The sequence below is a fragment of the Gemmatimonadota bacterium genome, assembly GCA_016719105.1.
GTDB lineage: Bacteria > Gemmatimonadota > Gemmatimonadetes > Gemmatimonadales > Gemmatimonadaceae > SCN-70-22.
Genome location: JADKAQ010000017.1, coordinates 40,263 through 60,772, shown reverse-complemented (window position 1 = coordinate 60,772; position 20,510 = coordinate 40,263). Strand labels below are relative to the sequence as shown.

Annotated in this window: 16 protein-coding genes; 10 read left to right on the top strand and 6 right to left on the bottom strand. The window is 70.0% G+C overall.

The window, feature by feature from the left end:
- Positions 1–72: 72 nt before the first annotated feature.
- Entirely contained in the window at positions 73–1,098 is a 1,026-nt protein-coding gene (locus IPN47_17485) for an alpha/beta fold hydrolase (GenBank protein ID MBK9409799.1), read from the top strand.
- A gap of 64 nt (positions 1,099–1,162) precedes the next feature.
- Positions 1,163–2,767, top strand: coding sequence for a choice-of-anchor I family protein (locus IPN47_17480; protein ID MBK9409798.1), 1,605 nt, complete (start codon positions 1,163–1,165; stop codon positions 2,765–2,767).
- Between the two features lie 254 nt (positions 2,768–3,021).
- On the opposite strand, the gene IPN47_17475 is transcribed toward IPN47_17480, so the two are convergent.
- Both IPN47_17475 and IPN47_17470 read right to left on the bottom strand, forming a co-directional pair.
- Positions 3,022–3,522, bottom strand: coding sequence for a cytochrome c biogenesis protein CcdC (locus IPN47_17475; protein MBK9409797.1), 501 nt, complete (start codon positions 3,520–3,522; stop codon positions 3,022–3,024).
- A gap of 147 nt (positions 3,523–3,669) precedes the next feature.
- Entirely contained in the window at positions 3,670–3,996 is a 327-nt protein-coding gene (locus tag IPN47_17470) for a hypothetical protein (GenBank protein ID MBK9409796.1), read from the bottom strand.
- Between the two features lie 137 nt (positions 3,997–4,133).
- Between IPN47_17470 and IPN47_17465 the strand changes: the two genes are divergently transcribed.
- The 4 genes from IPN47_17465 to IPN47_17450 all read left to right on the top strand — a co-directional run bounded on the left by IPN47_17465 (position 4,134) and on the right by IPN47_17450 (position 11,399).
- Positions 4,134–5,657, top strand: a complete 1,524-nt coding sequence (locus tag IPN47_17465; protein MBK9409795.1) for a fumarate hydratase — start codon at positions 4,134–4,136, stop codon at positions 5,655–5,657.
- Between the two features lie 19 nt (positions 5,658–5,676).
- Complete coding sequence (locus IPN47_17460) at positions 5,677–6,420, top strand: hypothetical protein (GenBank protein ID MBK9409794.1); 744 nt, start codon at positions 5,677–5,679, stop codon at positions 6,418–6,420.
- A gap of 392 nt (positions 6,421–6,812) precedes the next feature.
- Entirely contained in the window at positions 6,813–8,705 is a 1,893-nt protein-coding gene (locus IPN47_17455) for an acyltransferase family protein (GenBank protein MBK9409793.1), read from the top strand.
- 153 nt (positions 8,706–8,858) lie between these two features.
- On the top strand, positions 8,859–11,399 hold the full coding sequence (locus IPN47_17450; GenBank protein MBK9409792.1) for a hypothetical protein: 2,541 nt from the start codon (positions 8,859–8,861) through the stop codon (positions 11,397–11,399).
- 88 nt (positions 11,400–11,487) lie between these two features.
- On the opposite strand, the gene IPN47_17445 is transcribed toward IPN47_17450, so the two are convergent.
- A complete protein-coding gene (locus IPN47_17445) occupies positions 11,488–12,273 on the bottom strand; it encodes an enoyl-CoA hydratase (protein ID MBK9409791.1) in 786 nt (261 codons plus the stop codon).
- Positions 12,274–12,448: 175 nt separating this feature from the next.
- Between IPN47_17445 and IPN47_17440 the strand changes: the two genes are divergently transcribed.
- Positions 12,449–13,540, top strand: a complete 1,092-nt coding sequence (locus IPN47_17440) for a metallophosphoesterase (GenBank protein ID MBK9409790.1) — start codon at positions 12,449–12,451, stop codon at positions 13,538–13,540.
- Positions 13,541–13,623: 83 nt separating this feature from the next.
- On the opposite strand, the gene IPN47_17435 is transcribed toward IPN47_17440, so the two are convergent.
- The 3 genes from IPN47_17435 to IPN47_17425 form a co-directional block, all read right to left on the bottom strand.
- Positions 13,624–15,273 carry an acyl-CoA synthetase gene (locus IPN47_17435; GenBank protein MBK9409789.1) on the bottom strand — a complete coding sequence of 550 codons (1,650 nt, stop codon included), beginning with the start codon at positions 15,271–15,273 and terminating at the stop codon, positions 13,624–13,626.
- A 7-nt stretch (positions 15,274–15,280) separates the two neighbouring features.
- The gene (locus IPN47_17430; protein ID MBK9409788.1) at positions 15,281–15,610 is read right to left on the bottom strand and encodes a DHCW motif cupin fold protein; all 330 of its coding nucleotides are present in this window, start codon (positions 15,608–15,610) and stop codon (positions 15,281–15,283) included.
- Positions 15,611–15,772: 162 nt separating this feature from the next.
- Positions 15,773–16,156, bottom strand: a complete 384-nt coding sequence (locus tag IPN47_17425) for a nuclear transport factor 2 family protein (protein ID MBK9409787.1) — start codon at positions 16,154–16,156, stop codon at positions 15,773–15,775.
- A 519-nt stretch (positions 16,157–16,675) separates the two neighbouring features.
- Here IPN47_17425 and IPN47_17420 point away from each other — a divergent pair.
- The 3 genes from IPN47_17420 to IPN47_17410 all read left to right on the top strand — a co-directional run bounded on the left by IPN47_17420 (position 16,676) and on the right by IPN47_17410 (position 20,396).
- The gene (locus IPN47_17420; GenBank protein MBK9409786.1) at positions 16,676–18,109 is read left to right on the top strand and encodes an amidohydrolase family protein; all 1,434 of its coding nucleotides are present in this window, start codon (positions 16,676–16,678) and stop codon (positions 18,107–18,109) included.
- 148 nt (positions 18,110–18,257) lie between these two features.
- Complete coding sequence (locus tag IPN47_17415; protein ID MBK9409785.1) at positions 18,258–19,493, top strand: hypothetical protein; 1,236 nt, start codon at positions 18,258–18,260, stop codon at positions 19,491–19,493.
- A 183-nt stretch (positions 19,494–19,676) separates the two neighbouring features.
- A complete protein-coding gene (locus IPN47_17410; GenBank protein MBK9409784.1) occupies positions 19,677–20,396 on the top strand; it encodes a hypothetical protein in 720 nt (239 codons plus the stop codon).
- Positions 20,397–20,510: the final 114 nt, after the last annotated feature.

Genomic DNA, 20,510 nt, shown 5'->3' with positions numbered 1-20,510 from the left:
TGTCGGTGTCGACCACCCCCTTCCCCCACGCCGTCCGCCGCACGATGATCCCGTCCTCTTCGTCCTGCCGTCATGCCCATCCCGCCAGCCGCCACCACCGCCGCCCGCCCGAACACCGTTAGGCGCCTCCTGCGCCTGCTGGCGACAGTCGTCGTCGGGCTCTCGCTGGCCGCGGCCGGCTATGCGGTCGTCGCGTACCGGGCGTACCACCGCGTGCGCCCCGCCGATCGCCCCTGCCTGGACTGCGGCACGCCGGTGACGGTGAACGGCTACCAGCTGCTCGTTCGCGAGGTGGGGAGCGATACGACGCGCCCGCCGGTGATTGCCGTGCACGGGGGCCCCGGCCATTCGAGCCTCTCCTTTCGGCGGAGCCTCGACTTTCTCGGCACCCAGCGCCGCCTCGTCTATTACGACCAGCGCGGATCGGGAAACTCGCAGAGCAAGGATCGCCTCCAGGACTTCGTCATCGATAGCCTCGTCGAGGAGCTGGAGGCGTTGCGACGCGACGTGGTGAAGGCCGACAAGGTCGTCCTGCTCGGGCATTCCTTCGGCAGTGCGCTCGTGCAGCGCTATGCCCTGCGCTACGCGTCGCACGTCGACAAGCTCGTGATCGTCGGCGGGATTCGCCTCAACAACGGGATGACGAATCGCTTCGTGTGGCGATGGCTGGGCCCGGCCCTGCTCTCCACCGCCCTCGGTTTCCCCAAAGGCACGGGAGATGACGCCGATCGCTGGTTCACCACGTCCGATACCGCCGGCAACCTCGCGCGACTGTTCGACCCCAAGAAGGGCGCGCTCCTGGACAGCACCGGGACGGTGCGGTTTGCGGCGTGGCACGCGATCTCGCTCTCGCTCGTGGGTGACGCGCAGGAGGACGCGCTGGGCCGTCTCGACATCCCGACCCTCGTGCTGTATGGCGCCGCCGACACCGACTACACGGGGGAGCCGACGGCCAAGGCGATGTGTGCCGTGCTCCCGCGCTGCACTCCGGTCGCCTTCCTGCAGAGTGGGCACTGGCCGTTCCTCGAGGAGCCTGTCCGCTTTCAGCAGGTCGTGGGGGACTTTCTGACCGAGGATCCCTCCCGGCCCGGACGTTGACTCGGGGCGCCCGGTCTCGGTCCATTGTCCGTGACCGCCGCCCACGCCGCTCCGTCCCTGTCGCATGAAGCCTCACCTCGTTCGCACTACTGTCAGTCTCATCCTGGCCGCCGCCTGTAGCGGCTCGCGCGCCGCCACCCCCTCGGCGAGTGCAACGCACGGCGCGGCCCCCGTGACGCCCCCCGCCGAGGCCACGCCAGAGACGATCTCCCTGAAGAAGATCGGCTCGTATGCTGGCGCCGGTGCCGCAGCCGCGGAGATCACCGCGTACGATCACGTGAGCCAGCGCCTGTTCGTCGTGAACGGCGCGCTTGGCACCGTCGATGTCCTCGACCTGCGCGTCCCGTCGGCTCCCACGCTCGTGTCGTCCATCAGCGTGCGACAGTTCGGGACGGGGGCCAACAGCGTGGCGGCGTATTCGGGCGTGGTCGCCATCGCCATCGAGGGGCCGGTCAAGACCGCTCCCGGCACCGTGGCCTTCTATCGCGCCGCGACGCTCGACCTGATCAGCAGCGTCTCCGTCGGCGCACTCCCCGACATGGTGACCTTCACCCCGGATGGAAGCACCGTCCTGGTGGCAAACGAGGGAGAGCCGGACCCGTCGTACCAGCTCGACCCCGAGGGATCGGTCGGGATCATCGACGTGCACGACGTGACGCACCCGACCGTGCGTTTCGCCGACTTCACGGCGTGGAACGGCAAGGAGGAGTCGTTGCGGCGCAGCGGAGTCCGCATCTTCGGTCCCAACGCCAGCGCGGCACAGGACCTCGAGCCCGAGTTCATCGCCGTCTCCGCCGACGGGCGACGGGCCTGGGCGACGTTGCAGGAGAACAACGCGCTGGCCATCATCGACGTGCTGGGCGCACGCGTCGAGCAGGTCGTCGCGTTAGGCTACCGCGACCACAACGTGGCCGGCCACGGCTTCGATGCCAGCGATCGCGACCAGCGGGTCAACATCCGCCCATGGCCCGTCCTCGGGATGTACCAGCCGGACGCCATCGCCGCCTACACCGCGCAGGGGGCGACCTACCTGGTCACCGCCAATGAGGGAGACCCGCGCGACTACGCCGCCTACAAGGAAGAAGTCCCGGTCGGGACGCAGCTCGATCCGGCGATCTTCACCAGCGCGCGCTGCGGCGGCAGCTGTGCCGGCGATGCCAACCTCGCACGCCTCATGGTGACCAAGGCGATGGGGATGAACGCGGCGACCGGGCAGTGGCAGACGCTCTACGCCTTCGGCACGCGCTCCTTCAGCATCTGGAGCGCCGACGGTCGTCAGCTGTGGGATTCGGGCGAGGAGCTGGAGCGACGAACGAGCGCGCTCCCGATGGTGCAGTTCAACGCTGGCAGCACCGGGAACTCGTTCGACGATCGGAGCGACAACAAGGGACCGGAGCCCGAAGGGGTCGTCATCGGCAGGCTGGGGAGCAAGACCTTCGCCTTCATCGGACTGGAGCGCGTGGGCGGGATCATGGTCTACGACGTCACCCGTCCCACCGCACCGCAGTTCGTCACCTACGCCAACACCCGCGACGGAGCGGCCGGCGACCTGGGACCCGAGGGGATCCACTTCGTCCCGGCGGCCCGATCGCCTAACGGGGCGCCACTCCTCATCGTGGGGAATGAGGTGAGTGGGACGACGGTGATCTTCCGCGTGGTGCTGCAGTAACAGCCGTGACATGACAGGGCGGCGTCCGCGACCCGGGCGCCGCCCTGTGTCATCTGCACCCCTGTGGTTGGCGCGCGGCATGCGGAGCGATGCGCCTGGCATCCTCCCCGCGCGCGGCTACCGGGACCGATAGCGCGCAATCACCGGGATGAGGAGCGCCACCACGAGCCCGAGGATGGTCAGGACGACCATCGCCCTCCCCCACCCGCCCCCCTGCCCGCTCGACGGCGGCTGACCACCCGACGCGCCCATCGTCAGCCCCTCGGCGCCGTCAGGGTGCGGTACTGCCGGTACATCACCCAGCGCCACCGCGCGATCATCCCGAAGGCGAGGAGGAAGAAGAGCGAGGCGGTCTGCAGCGGCGAGACGAGGTGCCCGATGTAGTCGTGCAGGAGGAGGCGCACCGCCAGCAGCACGAGCAGGATCGCGAGGAAGGCCCGCGAGCGCTTCATGTAGATCACCCCGTCGCGCGGCTCGAGTCGCGTCGAGTTCACGAGCGGCCAGGAGAGGGCGAACAGGCCGAGCAACGTCGCGCTAATCGCCCACGTCCACGGGACACGCGCCATCGGCATTGCGAAGATCGCGAAGCCCGAACTCATGGCGACCGGCGGGATCACGATCGCCTTGGTCGAGACCGGGACGCGCGTCTCGCGCACGCGCCACGCCAGCATCGCGATCCCCCCGAAAATGGGGCCGACGCGCAGGATGGGGCGCAGGACGGGCGCATAGTGCGCGTACAGATCCTGGAGGTTCACCGACGTGTGAGGCGCGACGGGGGGTGGAGCGACAAACAGTGACGACCGCAATCTACCGGCTGTGCGCCCCCCCACGGGAATCGGCGGGGCGTGAACGCGCCCCCCGTACGGCGGGCAGCGCACGATTCATCCAGGATCGTCGGCCGACTATGCCTCGGGCCCTGGCAGGCGCCGCACCTCGATCGGATCGCCGCCGGCGTCGCGAGCGGACGTCCCCCGGTCGGGGATCGGGGGGAAGACCTCCTCGCCCAGCACGACGACGCGCTCCCCCTCCATCACGCGCCCCCCGTCCCGCGGGACCTGTCCACCGACGACGCGACGGACGAGATAGCCCACGGCCCCGAGCACAGCGCCACCCACGGCGAGCGCCAGCCCTGCGGTGAAGAGAAAGGCGAGGAGCGCGACGATCACTGCGATCACGAGTATCGCGACGAGCGGATTCCGGCTGTTGAGGCGAACGATGCGGATCTGCATGGCACCAGGGCAAGGCGACGCGGCCAACCACCAATCTACCGTGCGACGGGCCTTCGTCGGAGGCGGCGCCCCTTCCGCGGCCCAGCAGGTCGCGTCCCCGATGCGGAACGCCCCCTCCGGCCCCTAATTTCCACGCCATGACGACCATCAAACAAGCCGACTTCATCCAGTCGATCGCCGACGCGCTCCAGCACATTTCCTACTACCACCCGCTGGACTACATCCACGCGCTGGCCGACGCCTACGAGCGCGAGCAGTCCCCCGCCGCCAAGGATGCCATCGCGCAGATCCTCACCAACTCGCGCATGTGCGCGGAGGGACACCGCCCCATCTGCCAGGACACCGGCATCGTGGTGGTCTTCCTCAAGGTCGGGATGGACGTGCGCTGGGATGCGACGATGTCGCTGCAGGAGATGGTCGACGAAGGGGTTCGCCGCGCCTACCTCGAGCCGACCAACGTCCTGCGCGCCTCCATCGTCGCCGACCCGGCCTTCTCGCGGAAGAACACGCGCGACAACACGCCGGCCGTCGTGCACACGGAGATCGTCCCCGGCAACACGGTCGAGGTGAAGCTCGCCGCCAAGGGGGGCGGGTCGGAGAACAAGACGAAGTTCGCGATGCTCAATCCCAGCGATTCCATCGTCGACTGGGTGCTCAAGACCGTCCCCACGATGGGCGCCGGCTGGTGCCCCCCGGGGATGCTGGGGATCGGGATCGGCGGCTCGGCCGAGAAGGCGATGCTGATGGCCAAGGAGTCGCTGATGGAGCACATCGACATGGGGCAGCTCAAGGCCCGCGGTCCGCAGAACAAGATCGAGGAGCTGCGCATCGAGCTGCACGACAAGATCAATGCGTTAGGCATCGGCGCCCAGGGGCTCGGCGGGCTCTCCACCGTGCTCGACGTCAAGATCTTCGACTATCCGACGCACGCCGCCTCCAAGCCGATCGCGATGATCCCCAACTGCGCGGCCACGCGGCACGCGCACTTCACGCTCGACGGCTCGGGCGTCGCACAGCTCCCGATCCCCAAGCTGTCGGACTGGCCGGCAGTGACCTGGAAGCCCGACGCCAACGCCAAGCGCGTCGACCTCAACACGCTCACGGCCGAAGTCGTCTCCACGTGGAAGGCCGGCGATCGCCTCCTGCTGAACGGCAAGCTGCTCACCGGGCGCGACGCGGCGCACAAGCGCATCGCCGACCTCTTCGCCAAGGGCGAGCCGCTCCCCGACGGGGTCGACTTCACCAATCGCGTCATCTACTACGTGGGCCCGGTCGACCCGGTGCGCGACGAGGCGGTGGGACCGGCGGGGCCGACGACGGCGACGCGCATGGACAAGTTCACCGAGATGATGCTCGCCAGGACCGGGCTCATCGCCATGATCGGCAAGTCCGAGCGCGGCCCGGTGGGGCTGGAGGCGATCCGCAAGCACAAGGCGGCCTACCTCATGGCGGTTGGCGGCGCCGCATACCTCGTCTCCAAGGCCATCCGCTCGTCGCGCGTGGTCGCTTTCGCCGATTTGGGGATGGAGGCGATCTACGAATTCGACGTGCAGGAGATGCCGGTGACGGTCGCAGTGGACGCCGCCGGGAGCAACGTGCACGAGACCGGCCCCAAGGAGTGGGAGGAGAAGATCCGGCGGTTGCCGGTGCTGGCCAGCTAGTCGTACTCCCCCTCACGACATGGCCACGATCGACGAGCTCTCGCCGGACGATCGCGCAGAGTTCGAGCGCGAGCTCGCGGCGCGTTCAGGTGCCGAGCGCGGGCTCCTGCGCCTGCTGATGGCCGAGCATACCGGCGCCTGGATCACCGCCGGGTATGTCGTGCTCTCGCTGCTTGGTCTCCTGCACCAGGCAATGGTGCTGCGGCGATTCGGGGTCAACTACGTGGAGTACGCGCAGCTCGCCGACTTCCTGCTCGCGGCGATCCGCGACCCGTTCGTCGTGCTCGCCTCGGCGATCCCTGGGGTGCTGGTCTACGGCTTCTACGTCTGGTTCGGGCAGTGGACCTCGCACCGCAACCCGGGCAAGTTCCTCGAGGGGCGCCGCAAGAACCCGCGCATGACCGACCCGCGCTTCCTGGCGGCGTTGCAGCTGCTGACCGGCGTCGTGTGGGCGATCTCGTTCCAGATCGTCTATGCCAACATCGTGTCGGGGCGTATCCGGCGTGGCGAGGGGGCGCGCGTGGCGATCTCCCTGTCCAATGCCGGCATCCCCCCGCGCCCCTTCCCCACCGACTCGGCGCTGATCATCACCGTGACGTCGGGCTACGTCTTCGCCTACTTCCCGACCAACTACGAGACGCGGGTGATCCCGAGCGACAACCTCGCCTACCTCGGACGTCGGCGCGTCCCGCAGCGGCGCATTCCGACGCTCGTCCCGGGATGGCGAGCGCCGGCGGCGACACCGACCGACTCCACGCCGTAGCCCGCGCGCAGCGGCCTCGCCGCACGACTCGCCCACCGAGCACAACCATAACGAGTGCGCACGTCACGCACCGGTAAAGAACGGCGCTTTTCCGCCGGGCATTGTGACGTACGCCCGACGCAGCCAATGCGCGATGCTGGCATGATTCGTCGGCTCGCGGTGGACCTCGCTGAGGTAGCCCATCGGGCGCCGATCAGCGCGCAGGCGCTCGCGCTGCCTCCACCGGCTCATTGGCACGCATGACGGCTTCGCCGCTCCTTGCACCTGCTCCCACAGGTCGTGTTCGACCGTCGCCTCCCCCGCGGGGTGAGGGCTCGTCGCGGCCCCGCGACTCGTCAGGCGCGCCCCACGGCGAGTATCGCCCCGACATCGATGGCCTGCGCGCCGTCGCCGTGCTCGCCGTCGTCGCCTACCACACCAAGGCGTGGGTCCTGCCCGGCGGCTTCGTCGGCGTCGACGTCTTCTTCGTCATCTCGGGCTTCCTCATCAGCGGGATCATCCTCCAGCGCCTGCAGAAGGGGACGTTCTCGATCGCCGACTTCTACGCGCGGCGCATCCGGCGAATCTTCCCGGCGCTGAGCCTGGTCCTCGTCACCTGTCTCGCGGTGGGGTGGTTCGTCCTCCTCCCCGGTGAACTCGCCGACCTGGGGGGCGATGTCGCGGCGGGGGCCGGCTTCGTCTCCAACATCAGGTTCTGGACGCAGACGAACTACTTCGGCCCCGACGTCGACGCCAAGCCGCTGTTGCACCTGTGGTCGCTCGGGATCGAGGAGCAGTACTACCTGCTCTGGCCGTTCGTGCTCGCCTTCCTGTGGCGCGGCTCGCACCGCGTGGCGCCGATGGTCGGGCTGATGGTCGTCTCCTTCGCCATCAGCCTCACGCTCTCGTTCACCGACGCGCGCTCGGCGTTCTACCTCCCCGTCACGCGACTGTGGGAACTCCTGCTGGGGAGCCTCGTGGCGTACGCGGTCTTCGCCCACGGCGATCCGGCGCGCCTCGTCTTGCGCCTGACGACGCGCGGAGGGGGCGACGCCGACGCCATGCGCATCGCGCACACCCGCGACGCCATGGCGTGGATCGGCCTGTCGCTGATCGCGCTCGCCCTCGCCCTCCTGCGAACGACGTCGGTCTTTCCCGGGGCATGGGCCCTGCTCCCCACGGTCGGGACGGCGCTCCTCATCAGCGCCGGCCCCAAGGCGTGGGTGAATCGCACGATCTTGTCGCATCCGGCCGTCGTCGGCATCGGGCTGATCAGCTATCCGCTCTACCTGTGGCACTGGCCAGTCCTCGCGCTCATCCGCATCCACTACCCCGACGTCTCGTACGTCGCCAAGGGAGGGGCGCTGCTCGGCGCCTTCGTGGCGGCGTACCTCACCTATCGAGTGCTCGAGCGGTGGGTGCGCCACACCAGCGGGACGCGGATCGTCGTCGCCCTGTGCACGGTGCAAGCGATGTTGCTCGCCGCCGGGCTGGTGCTCGTGTGGAAGGCGGGCTTTCCGGCGCGCGGCGACGCGGTCCATCGCCGCATCTATGCCGTGGACATCCATGCGACGGATGCCGACGCCACCCCTTCGGACACGATCGCCGGGCTGTGCATGATCATGTGGGACGAGCGGGCCTTCGACCCACGGTGCTATACCCCACCGTCAGGCGCAAACCCGCCGCAGCACGTCGTGCTCTGGGGCGACTCGTTCGCCGCGCACTGGCGCCCCGGACTCAAGCGCATCCTCGGCGACTCGACGACGATCTCACAGATGACATCGGCGGGGTGCGCCCCCATCCTCGACTACGTGGAGGCGGCACGCCCCAACTGCGCCGTGCTGAATCGATTCGCGCTCGCGCGCATCGCCGAGAGCCACCCTGACGTCGTCGTCCTCAGCGGACGCTGGAGTTCCTACCCGGCCTATCCGCAGGTCGCGAAGACGCTGGACGCGCTCAAGGCGCTCGGTATCCCCCGCGTCATCCTCATCGGCTCCTCGGCCCAGTATCACCAGCCGGTCCCTCGATTGCTGCTCATGGCCCTGTCGAGCGGCGCGGCCCCTACGCGCATGCACCCGCACATGATGCCCAAGCTGCGCGAGGTCGACAGCACGCTGCGCGCGGTCGCGGCGCGCGGTGGCGCGTCGTTCATCGCGCCGCTCGACGCCCAGTGCACGGCACTCGGCTGCCTGGTGGCGCTGGACACCGGCGCGGTTGGGATCACCACGCGGGACGACGGACACCTGACGCCGGCCGGGGCGATCCACATCGCCGAGCGCCTCTTCACCCCGGTGCTCCGGCCGTAGGTGCATCGGCGGGCGCGCGCGGACCGCGTGCACCGCCGAAGAACCTGAAAACGGAAATGCGCGCTTTTCGCGCGGTCCTGCGCAATGCGGGGTGCGGTCGCTCACGCGGCCGAGCCCCCCTGCCCCTGCGCCCAGCTGCCGCTGGAGGACCCCGTGCCCATCATCCGTCGTCTGCTCGCCCTTTCGCTCCTGACCGTGGCGACCGCTGCCTGCGGTGGCGGGGGCGACTCGGGAACCAATCCCACGCCGCCCAACACTCAGGGGAGCCTCTCGATCGCCGTCTCCCCCGCAACGCTCCCGATCGAACAGGGGGCCAGCGGGACGCTGAACGCCTCGGTGACACGCGGCGGGAGCTTCACCGGCCCCGTGGTGCTGACCGCCGAGACGGTGCCGGCGGGGATCGCGGTGACGTTCAATCCCGCGACCGTCGCAAGCGGGGCGACGTCGTCGGCGATCACGGTCAGCGCCATCGCCACGGTCGCGCCGGGGAGCTACACCTTCGTGGTGCGCGCCCAGGGGAGCGGGGTCACCGACCAGACGGCAACGGTCTCGCTCACGGTGACGGCCAAGCCGGCGATCGCGATGACGCTCGCCCCGGCCACGGCCTCCGCCGTGCAAGGCGGGACGACGAGCTACACCGCGAGCGTCGTGCGCACGAACTACACGGGCGCCGTGGCGATCGCGGTGAGCGGCGCGCCGGCCGGGGTCACGACGACGACGACCGCGAATGGCGACGTCACCACCATCGCGGTCAACGTGGCGGCGTCGACCGCCACCGGGACCTACGCGCTCACGACCACCGCGAGCGGGAGCGGGGTCACCGCCGTGACGGCGACATTCACCCTGACGGTGACCGCCCCCGCGGGAGCGTCGATCGCCCTCTCAGCCACGCCTAACGCCATCAGCGTGCAGGCCGGCGGGAGTGGCGTCGCGACGACGATCACCATCGCCCGCACGAACTTCGCCGGGACCGTAGTCGTCGCGGTGCAGTCGGGGCTCCCGGCGGGGGTGACGGCCACCAACAACCCGGCCGGCCCGGTGGTCGGCAACTCGGTCGCGGTCACCTTCACGGCTTCGTCAGCGGCCGTTCCGGGGACGTACAACGTCGTGTTGCAGGGGGCCGGCTTCCAGGCGACCCCGGGGACGGTGACCATCGCCCTGACGGTGACGACCGGCGCCGGCTCGTCGAGCGTCGCGCTCAGCGCCTCGCCGGCGACACTCAACGTCGCGCCGGGGAGCACCACGTCGACCGTGCTCACGATTGCCCGCAGCAACTTCACCGGGACGGTGAATCTCGCGGCGTCAGGGGCGCCAACGGCGGTCACGCTCACCCTCACCACGACCGCCACCACCGGCTCGAGCGCCACGTTAGGCGTGGCGGTCGGGAGCGGCGCCGCGGTCGGGAGCTATCCCCTCACCGTCACCGCCTCGGGGAACGGGATCGCGACGACGCAGCTCTCCATCATCCTCGTCATCACGCAGGTCTCGTCAGGCGGGAATGTGGCGTGGACCTTCTGCAGCGTTACCGGCTTCCCGGTCTGGTTCGCCTACCAGGACGGCGGCCCGACCGCGCCATGGTCGCAGGTGCAAATGGGGGCCGGCAACCGCTACGCCTTCGACATCGGGACGCGCGGCGCGGTCGCCTACGTGATACAGAACAACCCCGACAACTTCACGCTCAACATCGTGCACGGCACGCGCGCCGAACTCTCCGGCCAGGGGACGGGCCCCTGCCCGCCGCTGGGGACCTTCCTCAAGACCGTGAATGGGACCGTCACCGGCTTCCAGTCGGCCAACGACTTCGCGTCGGTCGCCGTCGGGAACGCATTCGCGCAGCTGTCGCCGACGCAGGCACAGCCCAACTTCACCATCACCGGTGTCCCCGATGGCGTGCGCGACCTCGTCGCCACCCGCTCGTCGTTCAACGCATCCAACGTCGCGAACCCGCTGACGCTCACCAAGATCTATCTCAAGCGCGGGATCAATCCCCCGAATCTCAGCTCGGTGGGGACGGTCGACTTCAACGGCCCCGAAGCCTTCGATCCCGCCAGCACATCGGTGACGATCAACGGGATCGCCGGCGGCGAGCAGGTGGCGGCGTCCAACACCTTCATCACGAACACGCTCTCGTACGGTTCGCTCGGCGCGGTCTCGCTCGCCACCGGGTCGACGCTCACCATCCCCATCGTCCCGTCGACGAAGACGGCGGCTGGGGATGTGCAGGCCATCGCCGTCAACGCGGCCACCATCTCCGGATCGTTAGCCACCCAGATTCGCTCGGTCACCGCGGCCTTCCGTGACCCGGCCAACGCCTCGGTGACGCTGGGCGCCGTGGTGGGGACGCCGACCATCTCGACGCTGGCGAGCGCACCGTATGCCCGGCTGCGTGCGCAGGTGACGCGGCAGAACGACTACCAGGACTTCTGGTCGGTCAACTTCACGCAGATCGCCACGTCGTCGCGTCGCGCCGTCTCGATCACGATGTCGGCGGCCTATCTCGGCGCCGGATCGACGCTCGATCTGGGCATCCCCGACTTTGCGGGCGTGAGCGGGTGGCAGAACACGTGGGGACCGATTGCCGGCACCGTCACCACGTGGAATGTCGCCATGACGGGGTGGATCTCGGCGAACGGCGGCCTGGTCGACGGCGCGCTGTACCGGATCGGGCAGCGGCAGGGGACCTTCACGCCATAACCACCCGCCAACGAATCGCGGGGCCCGGTCGCTGCAGCTGGCGACCGGGCCCCGCGTCGTTAGGTGCGGTGCGTCGCAGCGCGTCTCCCTACCACTTGGGCGAGCGCTTCTCGATGAAGGCCTGCACCCCCTCCAGCGCGCTCTCTTCCATCATGTTGCAGGCCATCGTGCGCTCGGCGTCTCGATAGGCGGCCTCGATTCCCGTCTCCAGCTGCCGGTAGAAGAGCGCCTTCCCCATCGAGACGGCCACGCGAGGCTTGGCGACGATCGACGCCGCGAGCGTCTCGACCTCCATCTCCAGCGCATCGGCCGCGGCGACCCGATTGACGAGCCCGCGCGCCAACGCCTGATCGGCGCTGATGAACGCGCCGGTCACCAGCATCTCGAATGCCGCCTTGCGCCCCACGTTGCGCGACAACGCCACGCTCGGCGTCGAGCAGAAGAGGCCGAGGTTGACCCCGCTCACGGCAAAGCGTGCATCGGTGGTGGCGACGGCCAGGTCGCACATCGCCACGAGCTGGCACCCGGCGGCGGTCGCGATCCCGTGCACTTGCGCGATCACCGGCACCGGGAGCCGCTGGATCGACAGCATCATGCGCCCGCACTGGGCAAACAGCCGCTCGTAGTAGTCCTGTGAGGGCTCGGCGCGCATCTCCTTGAGGTCGTGGCCGGCGCAGAAGGCGCGCCCTGCCCCCTTGATGACGACCACGCGCGCCGTGGCGTCGGCGGCGATGGCGTCCAGCTCGCGCTGCAAGGCGTCGAGCATCGCCTCGCTCAGCGCGTTGAAGGCGGAGGGGCGATTCATGGTCAGGGTGACCACGCCGCGTGCGTCCTGCACGCGGATCACGAGCGGTTCGGTGGTGGTATCGGTCATGGGAGGCGCGCCGGGTGCGCGGAGAGGATGTGGCGTGGTCGCTGCGCCGAATCTCGCGCGCGCGTCACGGGAGGGCCAGCACCCGCCGCTCGCCTCAGGGAACGACCGCGTTGGCCTCCTCCCCGTGCCAATCTGACGGTCCCGGGGTAGAATCCAGCGCCCCCTCCCCTTTCGCATGCCTCGACGCGCACCGACCCTGCTGCTCCTCTCCCTGCTCGCCTCACCGTGCGTGGCGCGCGCGCAGGAGGTCTTCACCGACGTCCCGCGCATCGTCGCGGTGGGTGACGTACACGGCGACTACCAGCAGTTCGTCACCCTCCTTCGGCAGTTGGGGGTGATCGACGGCCGGGCGCGATGGACGGGGGGGCGCACGCACCTGGTGCAGACCGGCGATGTCCCCGATCGCGGCCCCGACTCGCGCAAGGTGATGGAGCTGCTCATGTCGCTCGCCGATGAGGCCAAGGCGGCGGGGGGGCGCGTGCATGCGCTGGTGGGGAACCACGAGGCGATGAACGTCCTGGGCGACCTGCGCTACGTCGACCCCGGTGAGTACGCCGCCTTTCGCAGCTCCAACTCGTCCAAGCTGCAGGGGCGCGCCTGGGCCGTGCTCTCCGACTCCGCCAGGCGCACGGATGACACGTACAAGGCGCAGTGGTACGCCGAGCACCCGCTGGGGTGGGTGGAACACCGCCTCGCCTTCGAGGGGAACGGGCGCTACGCCACGTGGATCCGTGGCAACAACGCGATGGTCAAGATCAACGACTATCTCTTCGTGCACGGCGGAATCGGCCCGAAGTACGTCGACTCCACCATGGCCGCGATGAACGCCGGGGTGCGCACCGCACTCTCCGGAAGCACGTCGCCGCCCGAGGGGAACATCGCGGAGGATCCGGAGGGGCCGCTCTGGTATCGCGGGTTGGCGTCGGCCGACGAGCCCCTGCTCGCCGCACACGTCGACAGCGTGCTGGCGCGCTTCGGGGTCAAGCACGTGGTCATCGGGCACACCGTGACCCCGGGGACGATCATGCCGCGCTTTGGCGGCAAGGTCCTGATGATCGACATCGGCCTCTCGGCGGCGTACGGCTCGGCGCTCGCCGCGCTCGAGGTGGACGCGGGGACGGCGTACGCCGTGCACCGCGGGACGCGCCTGGCGATCCCGTTAGGCGGAGACCTGGCGCCGTACCTGGCGGCGGCGGCGGCGCTCGACCCGGCGGGGACGCGCCTGCGGCAGTACGTCGAGCAGCTGTCGGCGGCCAAGACGCCGTAGGGCGATCGCGCCCTCGGGGGCGCCGCGCCACCGCACCGACGCGCCACCGCACTGCCGCGTCGCGGCCGCGCGATCAGGGAGCCTTACTCGATCGCCGACGCCGATCCCGCGCGATCGCGGAGCACGAACTTCTGGATCTTGCCGGTGGAGGTCTTGGGGATCGCCTCGAAGCGGATCTCGCGCGGGACCTTGAAGCCGGCCAGCAGGGTGCGGCAGTGCTGCACCAGATCGTTGGCCGATGCGCTCGCCCCCGGCCGCAACTCGACGTAGGCCACCGGGACTTCGCCCCAGGTGGGGTGCGGCATGGCGACCACCGCGCACGCCGCGACGGCCGCGTGGCGATAGAGGGCATCCTCCACCTCGAGCGACGAGATGTTCTCGCCGCCGGAGATGATGATGTCCTTGCTGCGATCCTTGATCTTGACGTAGCGATCGGGCTCCAGCACCGCGAGGTCGCCGGTGTGGAACCAGCCGCCGGCAAAGGCCCGCTCGGTGGCGGCCGGGTTCTTGAGATATCCCTTCATCGTGATGTTGCCGCGGAACATGATCTCGCCCATCGTCTCGCCGTCGGCCGGGCACTCCTCGAGCGTCTCGGGGTGGCGCACGGTCATCCCCTCCTGCAGCGCGTAGCGCACCCCCTGCCGCCCGTTGAGCCGCGTCTGCTCGGAGAGCGACTCGTGCGCCCACGCCGGGCGCTTTACCGCAACCGAGGCGGGGCCATACACCTCGGTGAGGCCGTACACATGCGTGATGTCGAAGCCGATGCGCGCCATGCCCTCGATCATTGCGGCTGGCGGCGCCGACGCGGCGACCATCCCGCGCACCTGGTGCGTGATCCCCTCGCGCAGCTCGGGCGGCGCCTGGTAGATCATGGTGTGGACGATCGGGGCGCCGCAGTAGTGGTCGACCCCGTGGGCCCGCATGGCGTGGAAGATCGCCGTCACCTCCACCTTGCGCAGGCACACGTGCACCCCACCCAGCATCGCCATGGTCCACGGGAAGCACCACCCGTTGCAGTGGAACATCGGGAGGGTCCACAGGTAGCGGGCAAAGTGCGGCATGTTCCACGTGACCGCATTGCACACCGCGTTGAGGTACGCGCCGCGATGGTGCGTCACCACCCCCTTGGGATCGCCGGTCGTGCCGCTCGTGTAGCTGACGGCGATCGCGTCCCACTCGTCGGCGGGCCCCTCGAGCTGCGCCAACGGGGCGTGCCCCATGAGCAGCCCCTCGTACTCCACGGCACCGATGCGCTCGCCCTCGCCCATGTACTGCGCGTCGACCACGTCGATGACCACCACCTCGCGCCCGTACTCGCGCCGCAGGATCTCCAGCGCCGTGCGCATCGTCGCCGAGTACTCCCGATCGGTGATCAGCACCTCCGACTCGCAGTGCTGCATCTGCCAGGCAATCAGCGCCGCGTCGAGGCGGACGTTGATGGCGTGCAGCACCGCGTTGAGCGCCGGGACGGCGTAGTGCGCCTCGATCATCTCCGGCGTGTTGGGGAGCATGACGCTCACCGTCGTCCCGCGCCCCACCCCCATCGCGCGTAGCGCCGCCGCCAGCCGCGCACTCCGCTCGCGCGTCTCGCGCCACGTATAGCGGCGCGCGCCATGGATCACCGCGAGCAGGTCGCCGAAGACCTCGGCGCTGCGCTCGATGAAGCTCACCGGCGAGAGCGCGGCGAAGTTGGCGGCGGTGCGGCCGAGGTGCTGGTCGTAGATGGAGGACATGAATCGATCAGTCGACGATGAACAGCGTGGCACCGCCCGTGGTCCGCGAGCGGTGCGCGGCCGCCCCGTCGGCCACCTGGTAACTCATCCCAGGGTGCAACGTGTACACGCGCCCGTCGACCAGTTCAGTGTCGAGCACGCCGGCGACGCACAGCAGGATGTGCCCCTTCTCGCACCAGTGATCGGCCAGGTAGTCGGCCGAGTACTCCACCATGCGCACGCGAATCGCGCCGAACTGCTTCGTGCGCCAGCGGGCCATCCCCGTCTCGCCGGGATGCTCGGTGGCCGGGACCTCGCGCCAGTCGGTGACGCCAAACGGGATGTCGGTGAGCTGCACGGGGACCCTCGAAAAGGGCGGGCGAACGGCGACGACGCGCCGGTGACGGGGACGCGGCGCCAAGAACGTATCGCGCGAGGCGGTCGCGGGCCACCGGCGACGCGTGGAGCGGTTCCAGCGTTAGGCCCGGCGCCGCCCGGGTTGAGCACTCCTCACGGTGCGCTACCCGGGGACGAAGACCTCCGAGACGATGAACCACCCCAGCGCATCCCGTCGCCACCGGGCGAGGTAGCTCCCGCGCATCGTCTCGGTGCGAATGCCCACCTGCCATCGCCCCGTCCAGCGCCCGCGTTCGGTGGCCTCGGTGGGCGGATCGTGCACGACAATCTCGTCGGCCTCGCGTACGTAGCCGCGAAAGGCCCGATCGGCAAACTGTTCGGCGAACGCTGCCCGGTTCGCCGCGCGCCCCGTGAGCACCGGCCCCCCCGCCACCGAAACCGATACATCGTCGAGCATCACCGCCACGACGCGATCCGCGTCGCGTTGGGCGATCGCCTGGTTGGATTCGGCGCGCCGGGCGCGGATGGCCGAGACGTGGTCAGTCATGGGGAGTTCGTTTCGGGGTTGGCGTGATGATGCCTCGCCACACGCAACGGAACATGCGCGGACCACGCCCGCCCCCCGGGCGGGGGCGCGGGGGCCGGGCCCGCGGGGCCGGGCCCCCGGGGGGGGGGGGGGGGGGCGCCGGCGCGCGCGCGCCGGGCGCCGGGGCCGGGGGCGGGGCCCCCGCGGGGGGGGGGCGGGCCCCGGGGGCCGCGCGGGGGCGGCGGGGGGGCCCGCACAACGCGTTGCAGCTTCGCCAGCCCCGGGCTCGACGCGAAGGTGGTGTACGACGAGCTGCGCACACACATCCTCCCCGGCGTCCACCTCGTCCCCGCGATGGTCGTGGCGGTGGAGCAGGCAACACGCGCCGGACTGTCGTACCACCGGCAGTAGCATACGCTCGCGGGCGTCGCGGCCGGCAACTCCATGCCGGTCGCGCGCCTCGACAAGCGAGGCGCGACGCTGCAGCGTAGTGGCGCCGGTTCACGATGAGCCGTCGATCCCGAACCTTCAGCGCCCGCCATGCCGGCCATCTCCGCTCGCTTCGCGTCCGTCTTCGCCTCCGTCCTCGCGTCCGTCCTCCTGATCGTCGCCACGCCGGCCACCGCGCAGGTCCTCGCGATCACCGGCGCGACCGCGATCGACGGGACCGGGCGCCCCCCGATCGCCGACGCCATCGTCCTCATCACCAACGGCCGGATCACTGCGTTAGGCTCGGCGGCCGAGGTGACCGTTCCCAAGGGGGCCACGCGCATCGACGGACGTGGCAAGTTCGTGATCCCTGGGCTCATGGACGCCAACCTGCACCTCTACCTCAACGGCGACGTCGAGAGCCTGGTCAAGCTCGAGGATCGTTACCACGAGGTCGTCCTGGAGGGGGCGCAGATCGCCCTCAAGACCGGGATGACGACGGTCTTCGACACCTGGGGGCCGCGCGCCCCGCTGGCCAAGGCGCGCGACATGATCGCCGCCGGCCAGGCGCCGGGAAGCCGGATCTACTTTGCCGGGAACATCATCGGCTTCGGCGGCCCCTTCTCTCCCGACTTTCGCGGCATGTCGGCCGATCACCTGAGCAAGGCGTTCGTCAAGCGCACCAACGACACGTGGGAGCAGGGAACCGGGCGCGAACTGCTGTGGATGCCCCCCGACTCGCTGCGCGCCGCGATCCGTGCCTACACCGCGTTAGGCGTGGACTTCCTCAAGTACGGCGCCAGCGGGCACGTCGACATGAACTTCATCTCCTTCTCGGAACGCGCCCAGAAGGTCATCGTCGACGAGGGGCACCGCGCCGGCAAGACGGTACAGGCGCACGTGACCTCCCCCGAGAGCATCGACATGGCCGTCGAGGCCGGTGTCGACATCCTCACGCACGGCGACATCTCGGGCCCGCGCTATCCGATCCCGCAGGAGACGATCGCGAAGATGGTGGCGCGCGGGACCGCCGTGTCGGTCCTCGCCGTCACCCGGCGCCAGATCGAATCGATGGAGAAGCACTCGCCTAACGGCGTCCTCACGCCGTACATGAAGATTGCCGCGGTGAACATCCGCAACATGGTCAAGGGCGGCGTGCGCCTCATGGTCTCCACCGACGCCGGCGTCGAAAACCCGGTCCTGCTCGCCGAGTCGCCGACCCTGGTGTCGGACACCATCGACGCTCGCGTGAAGCTCGGCGAGGGACATTTCAACGCCCTCGTCGCGCTCGAAGAGGCGGGGATGGCGCCCATGGAAATCCTCGCCAGCGCCACCAGCAACATCGCCCGCGCCTACAAGGTGGACCGCGAGCTCGGGACGCTCGAGCGCGGCAAGATCGCGGATCTCGTCATGCTCGACGCCAATCCGCTCGAGAGCGCGCGCAACTATCGGCGCATCAACGCCGTGATCAAGGACGGCAAGGTCGTCGACCTCGGGGCGCTCCCGGTTGCTCCGGTGATCAGTCGACTCAAGGCGAAGCCGTAGGGGGCAGGGTCGGGCGGAGGCAGGGGGACGGGGCCGCGCGCGCATCTCGCGTCACGCCAGTCGGCGTAGCTCACAGAATTTCGGGGCGGACGGCGATACTACTGGCCGTCCAGTCGCCCCGACCGTCCCCGCTTCCGTGCCGATGCCCGTGCGCCGCTTCATCGTCCCCGTCCTGCTCGTGCTGGGCGCCTCCTGCCTCGCCCCTCGGCCTGCCGCGGCCCAGCGCCCCGACATGCACGACCCCGACTTCTCGCAGGCCGTCGCGGCGCTCCTGACCTACGATCATTTCGCCGCGAAGTGCGCCGCCGCCAAGGGGCTCTCAGCGAACGATGCGGCGCAGGTGGAGACGTGGCGATCGGCCAACCGGATCGACCTGCTGCGGATGCGGCTGGCGGAGCTTGACGGCGACCCGGTGCAGCGCGCGCAGGTCGACCAGGCGCGCGCCGCCGTGGTGAAGAAGTACGGGAACCTGAGCGTCCTCGCCTGCCGCGCGACGCTGCAGTCGACCAAGCGGCCGGAGGCGCAGTTCGCCACCAACGCGCCGCGCATGCTGGCGGCGTTAGGCGTCGCGACGGCGCCGCCAGGGGTAACGGCGGTTGCCGCCGAGTCGCCGGCGCCGACGACTACCAACGCTCCTGCCGTGGCGTCGGGGGGTGCCGCTGGCGCCGCGGCAGCCGCAACCGCCGCACCAGTCGCGACCATCACACCAGCCGCGACCGCCGCTGCGGCTGCGCCCCCGCCTCCCCCGCGCGCACCGCTGCTCGAGCAGGTCGATTCGTTCGGCTTCGATACACGCGCCAAGATGGGCGTCGGGGGATTCATGACGCTCGACATCTACCCCATCGTCCTCTTCGCGACCGGTGAGGCCCTCATCGACGTCACGGGGCTCTCGTTCCCGGCCGGGCTCGAGGCGCACCGGCGCGCCAACCCGGACGACTGGACGCGGTGGCGGCGGGCCGGCGGGAGTTTGCAGCTGGCGAAGGAGCGGGGATGGGAGAGGCCGGCGTTCCAGGCCACCTACCCACGCCTCCCCGACGGCTTCCGCCTCGACGGCTTCTTCCGTGCCCTCTCGGGGGCCGGGACGCTCGCCGTGGGTGGCAGCCAGGAAGTCGTCGCCTGGCGCGAGTATCGCTTCTGGAGTGATGGACGCGTGCTGCGCGGTGGCGGGGCCGGTGGCCGTTCGGAGGCGGGGAACGCCTCGGTCGCTACCAGCAGCGTCGCCCCCGACCGACGCGGGCGCTACCGCATCGAGGGGTTGATGCTGCAGATCAGCTACGACGACGGCTCGGTCGAATCGCGCATGCTCATCGCCGACCCGAGCGATCCCAAGACCGCGATCTGGCTCGACGGCGTGGGGTACGTGCGGCGCCCCCCGCCGCGCTGACGCGCGGGGGAGACGCTGCGGGCGAGCAGGTAGGCGTGCAGGTAGGCGTGCAGGTAGGCGTGCAATGCGCGTGACGGGCGGGACTTGTCAGTAAACTGACATCGTGCGATACTCCGGCGGGCCAGTGCCTTGGGTCGAGCGCCAACCCCGCCGCCGCCTCGCCGATTCCCCGCCGCTCCACGCATGACCTCCTCCGTCGCCCCCACGCTCGCCGATCGTCCGTCCACGCCGCTTCGCCGCACGGGGCGTCCTGATCACTGGTGGCTCCTGGCCAGCCTCGGCGTCGTCGTGCTCGGCTTCTGGCCGTCGTTCTTTCGGAGCCTCCGGGCGCAGGACCTCGCGCACACGCTGCACGGCTTCACCGCCAGCGGCTGGCTCGTCGGCCTCGTGCTGCAGGCCTGGCTCATCGACCGCGGGGAGCGCGCCTGGCATCGTCGCGTGGCGCAGGTGATGATCGCGATGGCCGTGGCGATGATCGTCACGTCGATCCCGATGATGGAGTCGATCCTGCGGGGCGGGATGGCGAACCCCGGCTTTCGCCCGCTCGCGCGGATGCTGGTGGTCTACGACGTCACCGCGCTCGTGCTCTTCACCGCGCTGCTCTCCGTGGCGCTGGCCAACGTGCGGCGCACCGCGATTCATCGTCGCGCGCTGGGGGCGACCGCGATGCTGGCGATTCCGCCGGCGCTGGCGCGCTTCCTGAGCGGGTCGCTCGTCGGACTCCCCTTCATGACCGGGCTGCACGCGAGCTTCTGGCTGGGCAACGCGATCATGCTCTGGCTCATCGTGCGCGACGTCGTGTGGCCGGTCGTGCTCGGCTGCATGATCGCGCTGGAGCTCTACATGGGGCCGGTGTCGCGAACGGCGTGGTGGGGGGCGTTTACCGACGCGATGGCGCGTTAGGTGTGCGTGCACGGCGCCCGCATCCACGGCGCGCCGCGGCGAGCGGTGGCACGCCACCGCAGAGCTGCTCCCTGCCATCGAGAGTTTGGGACCGCCGAGGCCGCCGGGATCCTG

Bases quoted from the DNA above. Each gene is read 5' to 3' on its own strand.
- IPN47_17465 (MBK9409795.1), top strand. From the start codon at position 4,134: ATGACGACCATCAAACAAGCCGACTTCATCCAGTCGATCGCCGACGCG.
- IPN47_17410 (MBK9409784.1), top strand. From the start codon at position 19,677: ATGACCTCCTCCGTCGCCCCCACGCTCGCCGATCGTCCGTCCACGCCG.
- IPN47_17485 (MBK9409799.1), top strand. From the start codon at position 73: ATGCCCATCCCGCCAGCCGCCACCACCGCCGCCCGCCCGAACACCGTT.
- IPN47_17470 (MBK9409796.1), bottom strand. From the start codon at position 3,996: ATGCAGATCCGCATCGTTCGCCTCAACAGCCGGAATCCGCTCGTCGCG.
- IPN47_17425 (MBK9409787.1), bottom strand. From the start codon at position 16,156: ATGACTGACCACGTCTCGGCCATCCGCGCCCGGCGCGCCGAATCCAAC.
- IPN47_17445 (MBK9409791.1), bottom strand. From the start codon at position 12,273: ATGACCGATACCACCACCGAACCGCTCGTGATCCGCGTGCAGGACGCA.
- IPN47_17480 (MBK9409798.1), top strand. From the start codon at position 1,163: ATGAAGCCTCACCTCGTTCGCACTACTGTCAGTCTCATCCTGGCCGCC.
- IPN47_17440 (MBK9409790.1), top strand. From the start codon at position 12,449: ATGCCTCGACGCGCACCGACCCTGCTGCTCCTCTCCCTGCTCGCCTCA.
- IPN47_17460 (MBK9409794.1), top strand. From the start codon at position 5,677: ATGGCCACGATCGACGAGCTCTCGCCGGACGATCGCGCAGAGTTCGAG.
- IPN47_17420 (MBK9409786.1), top strand. From the start codon at position 16,676: ATGCCGGCCATCTCCGCTCGCTTCGCGTCCGTCTTCGCCTCCGTCCTC.
- IPN47_17435 (MBK9409789.1), bottom strand. From the start codon at position 15,273: ATGTCCTCCATCTACGACCAGCACCTCGGCCGCACCGCCGCCAACTTC.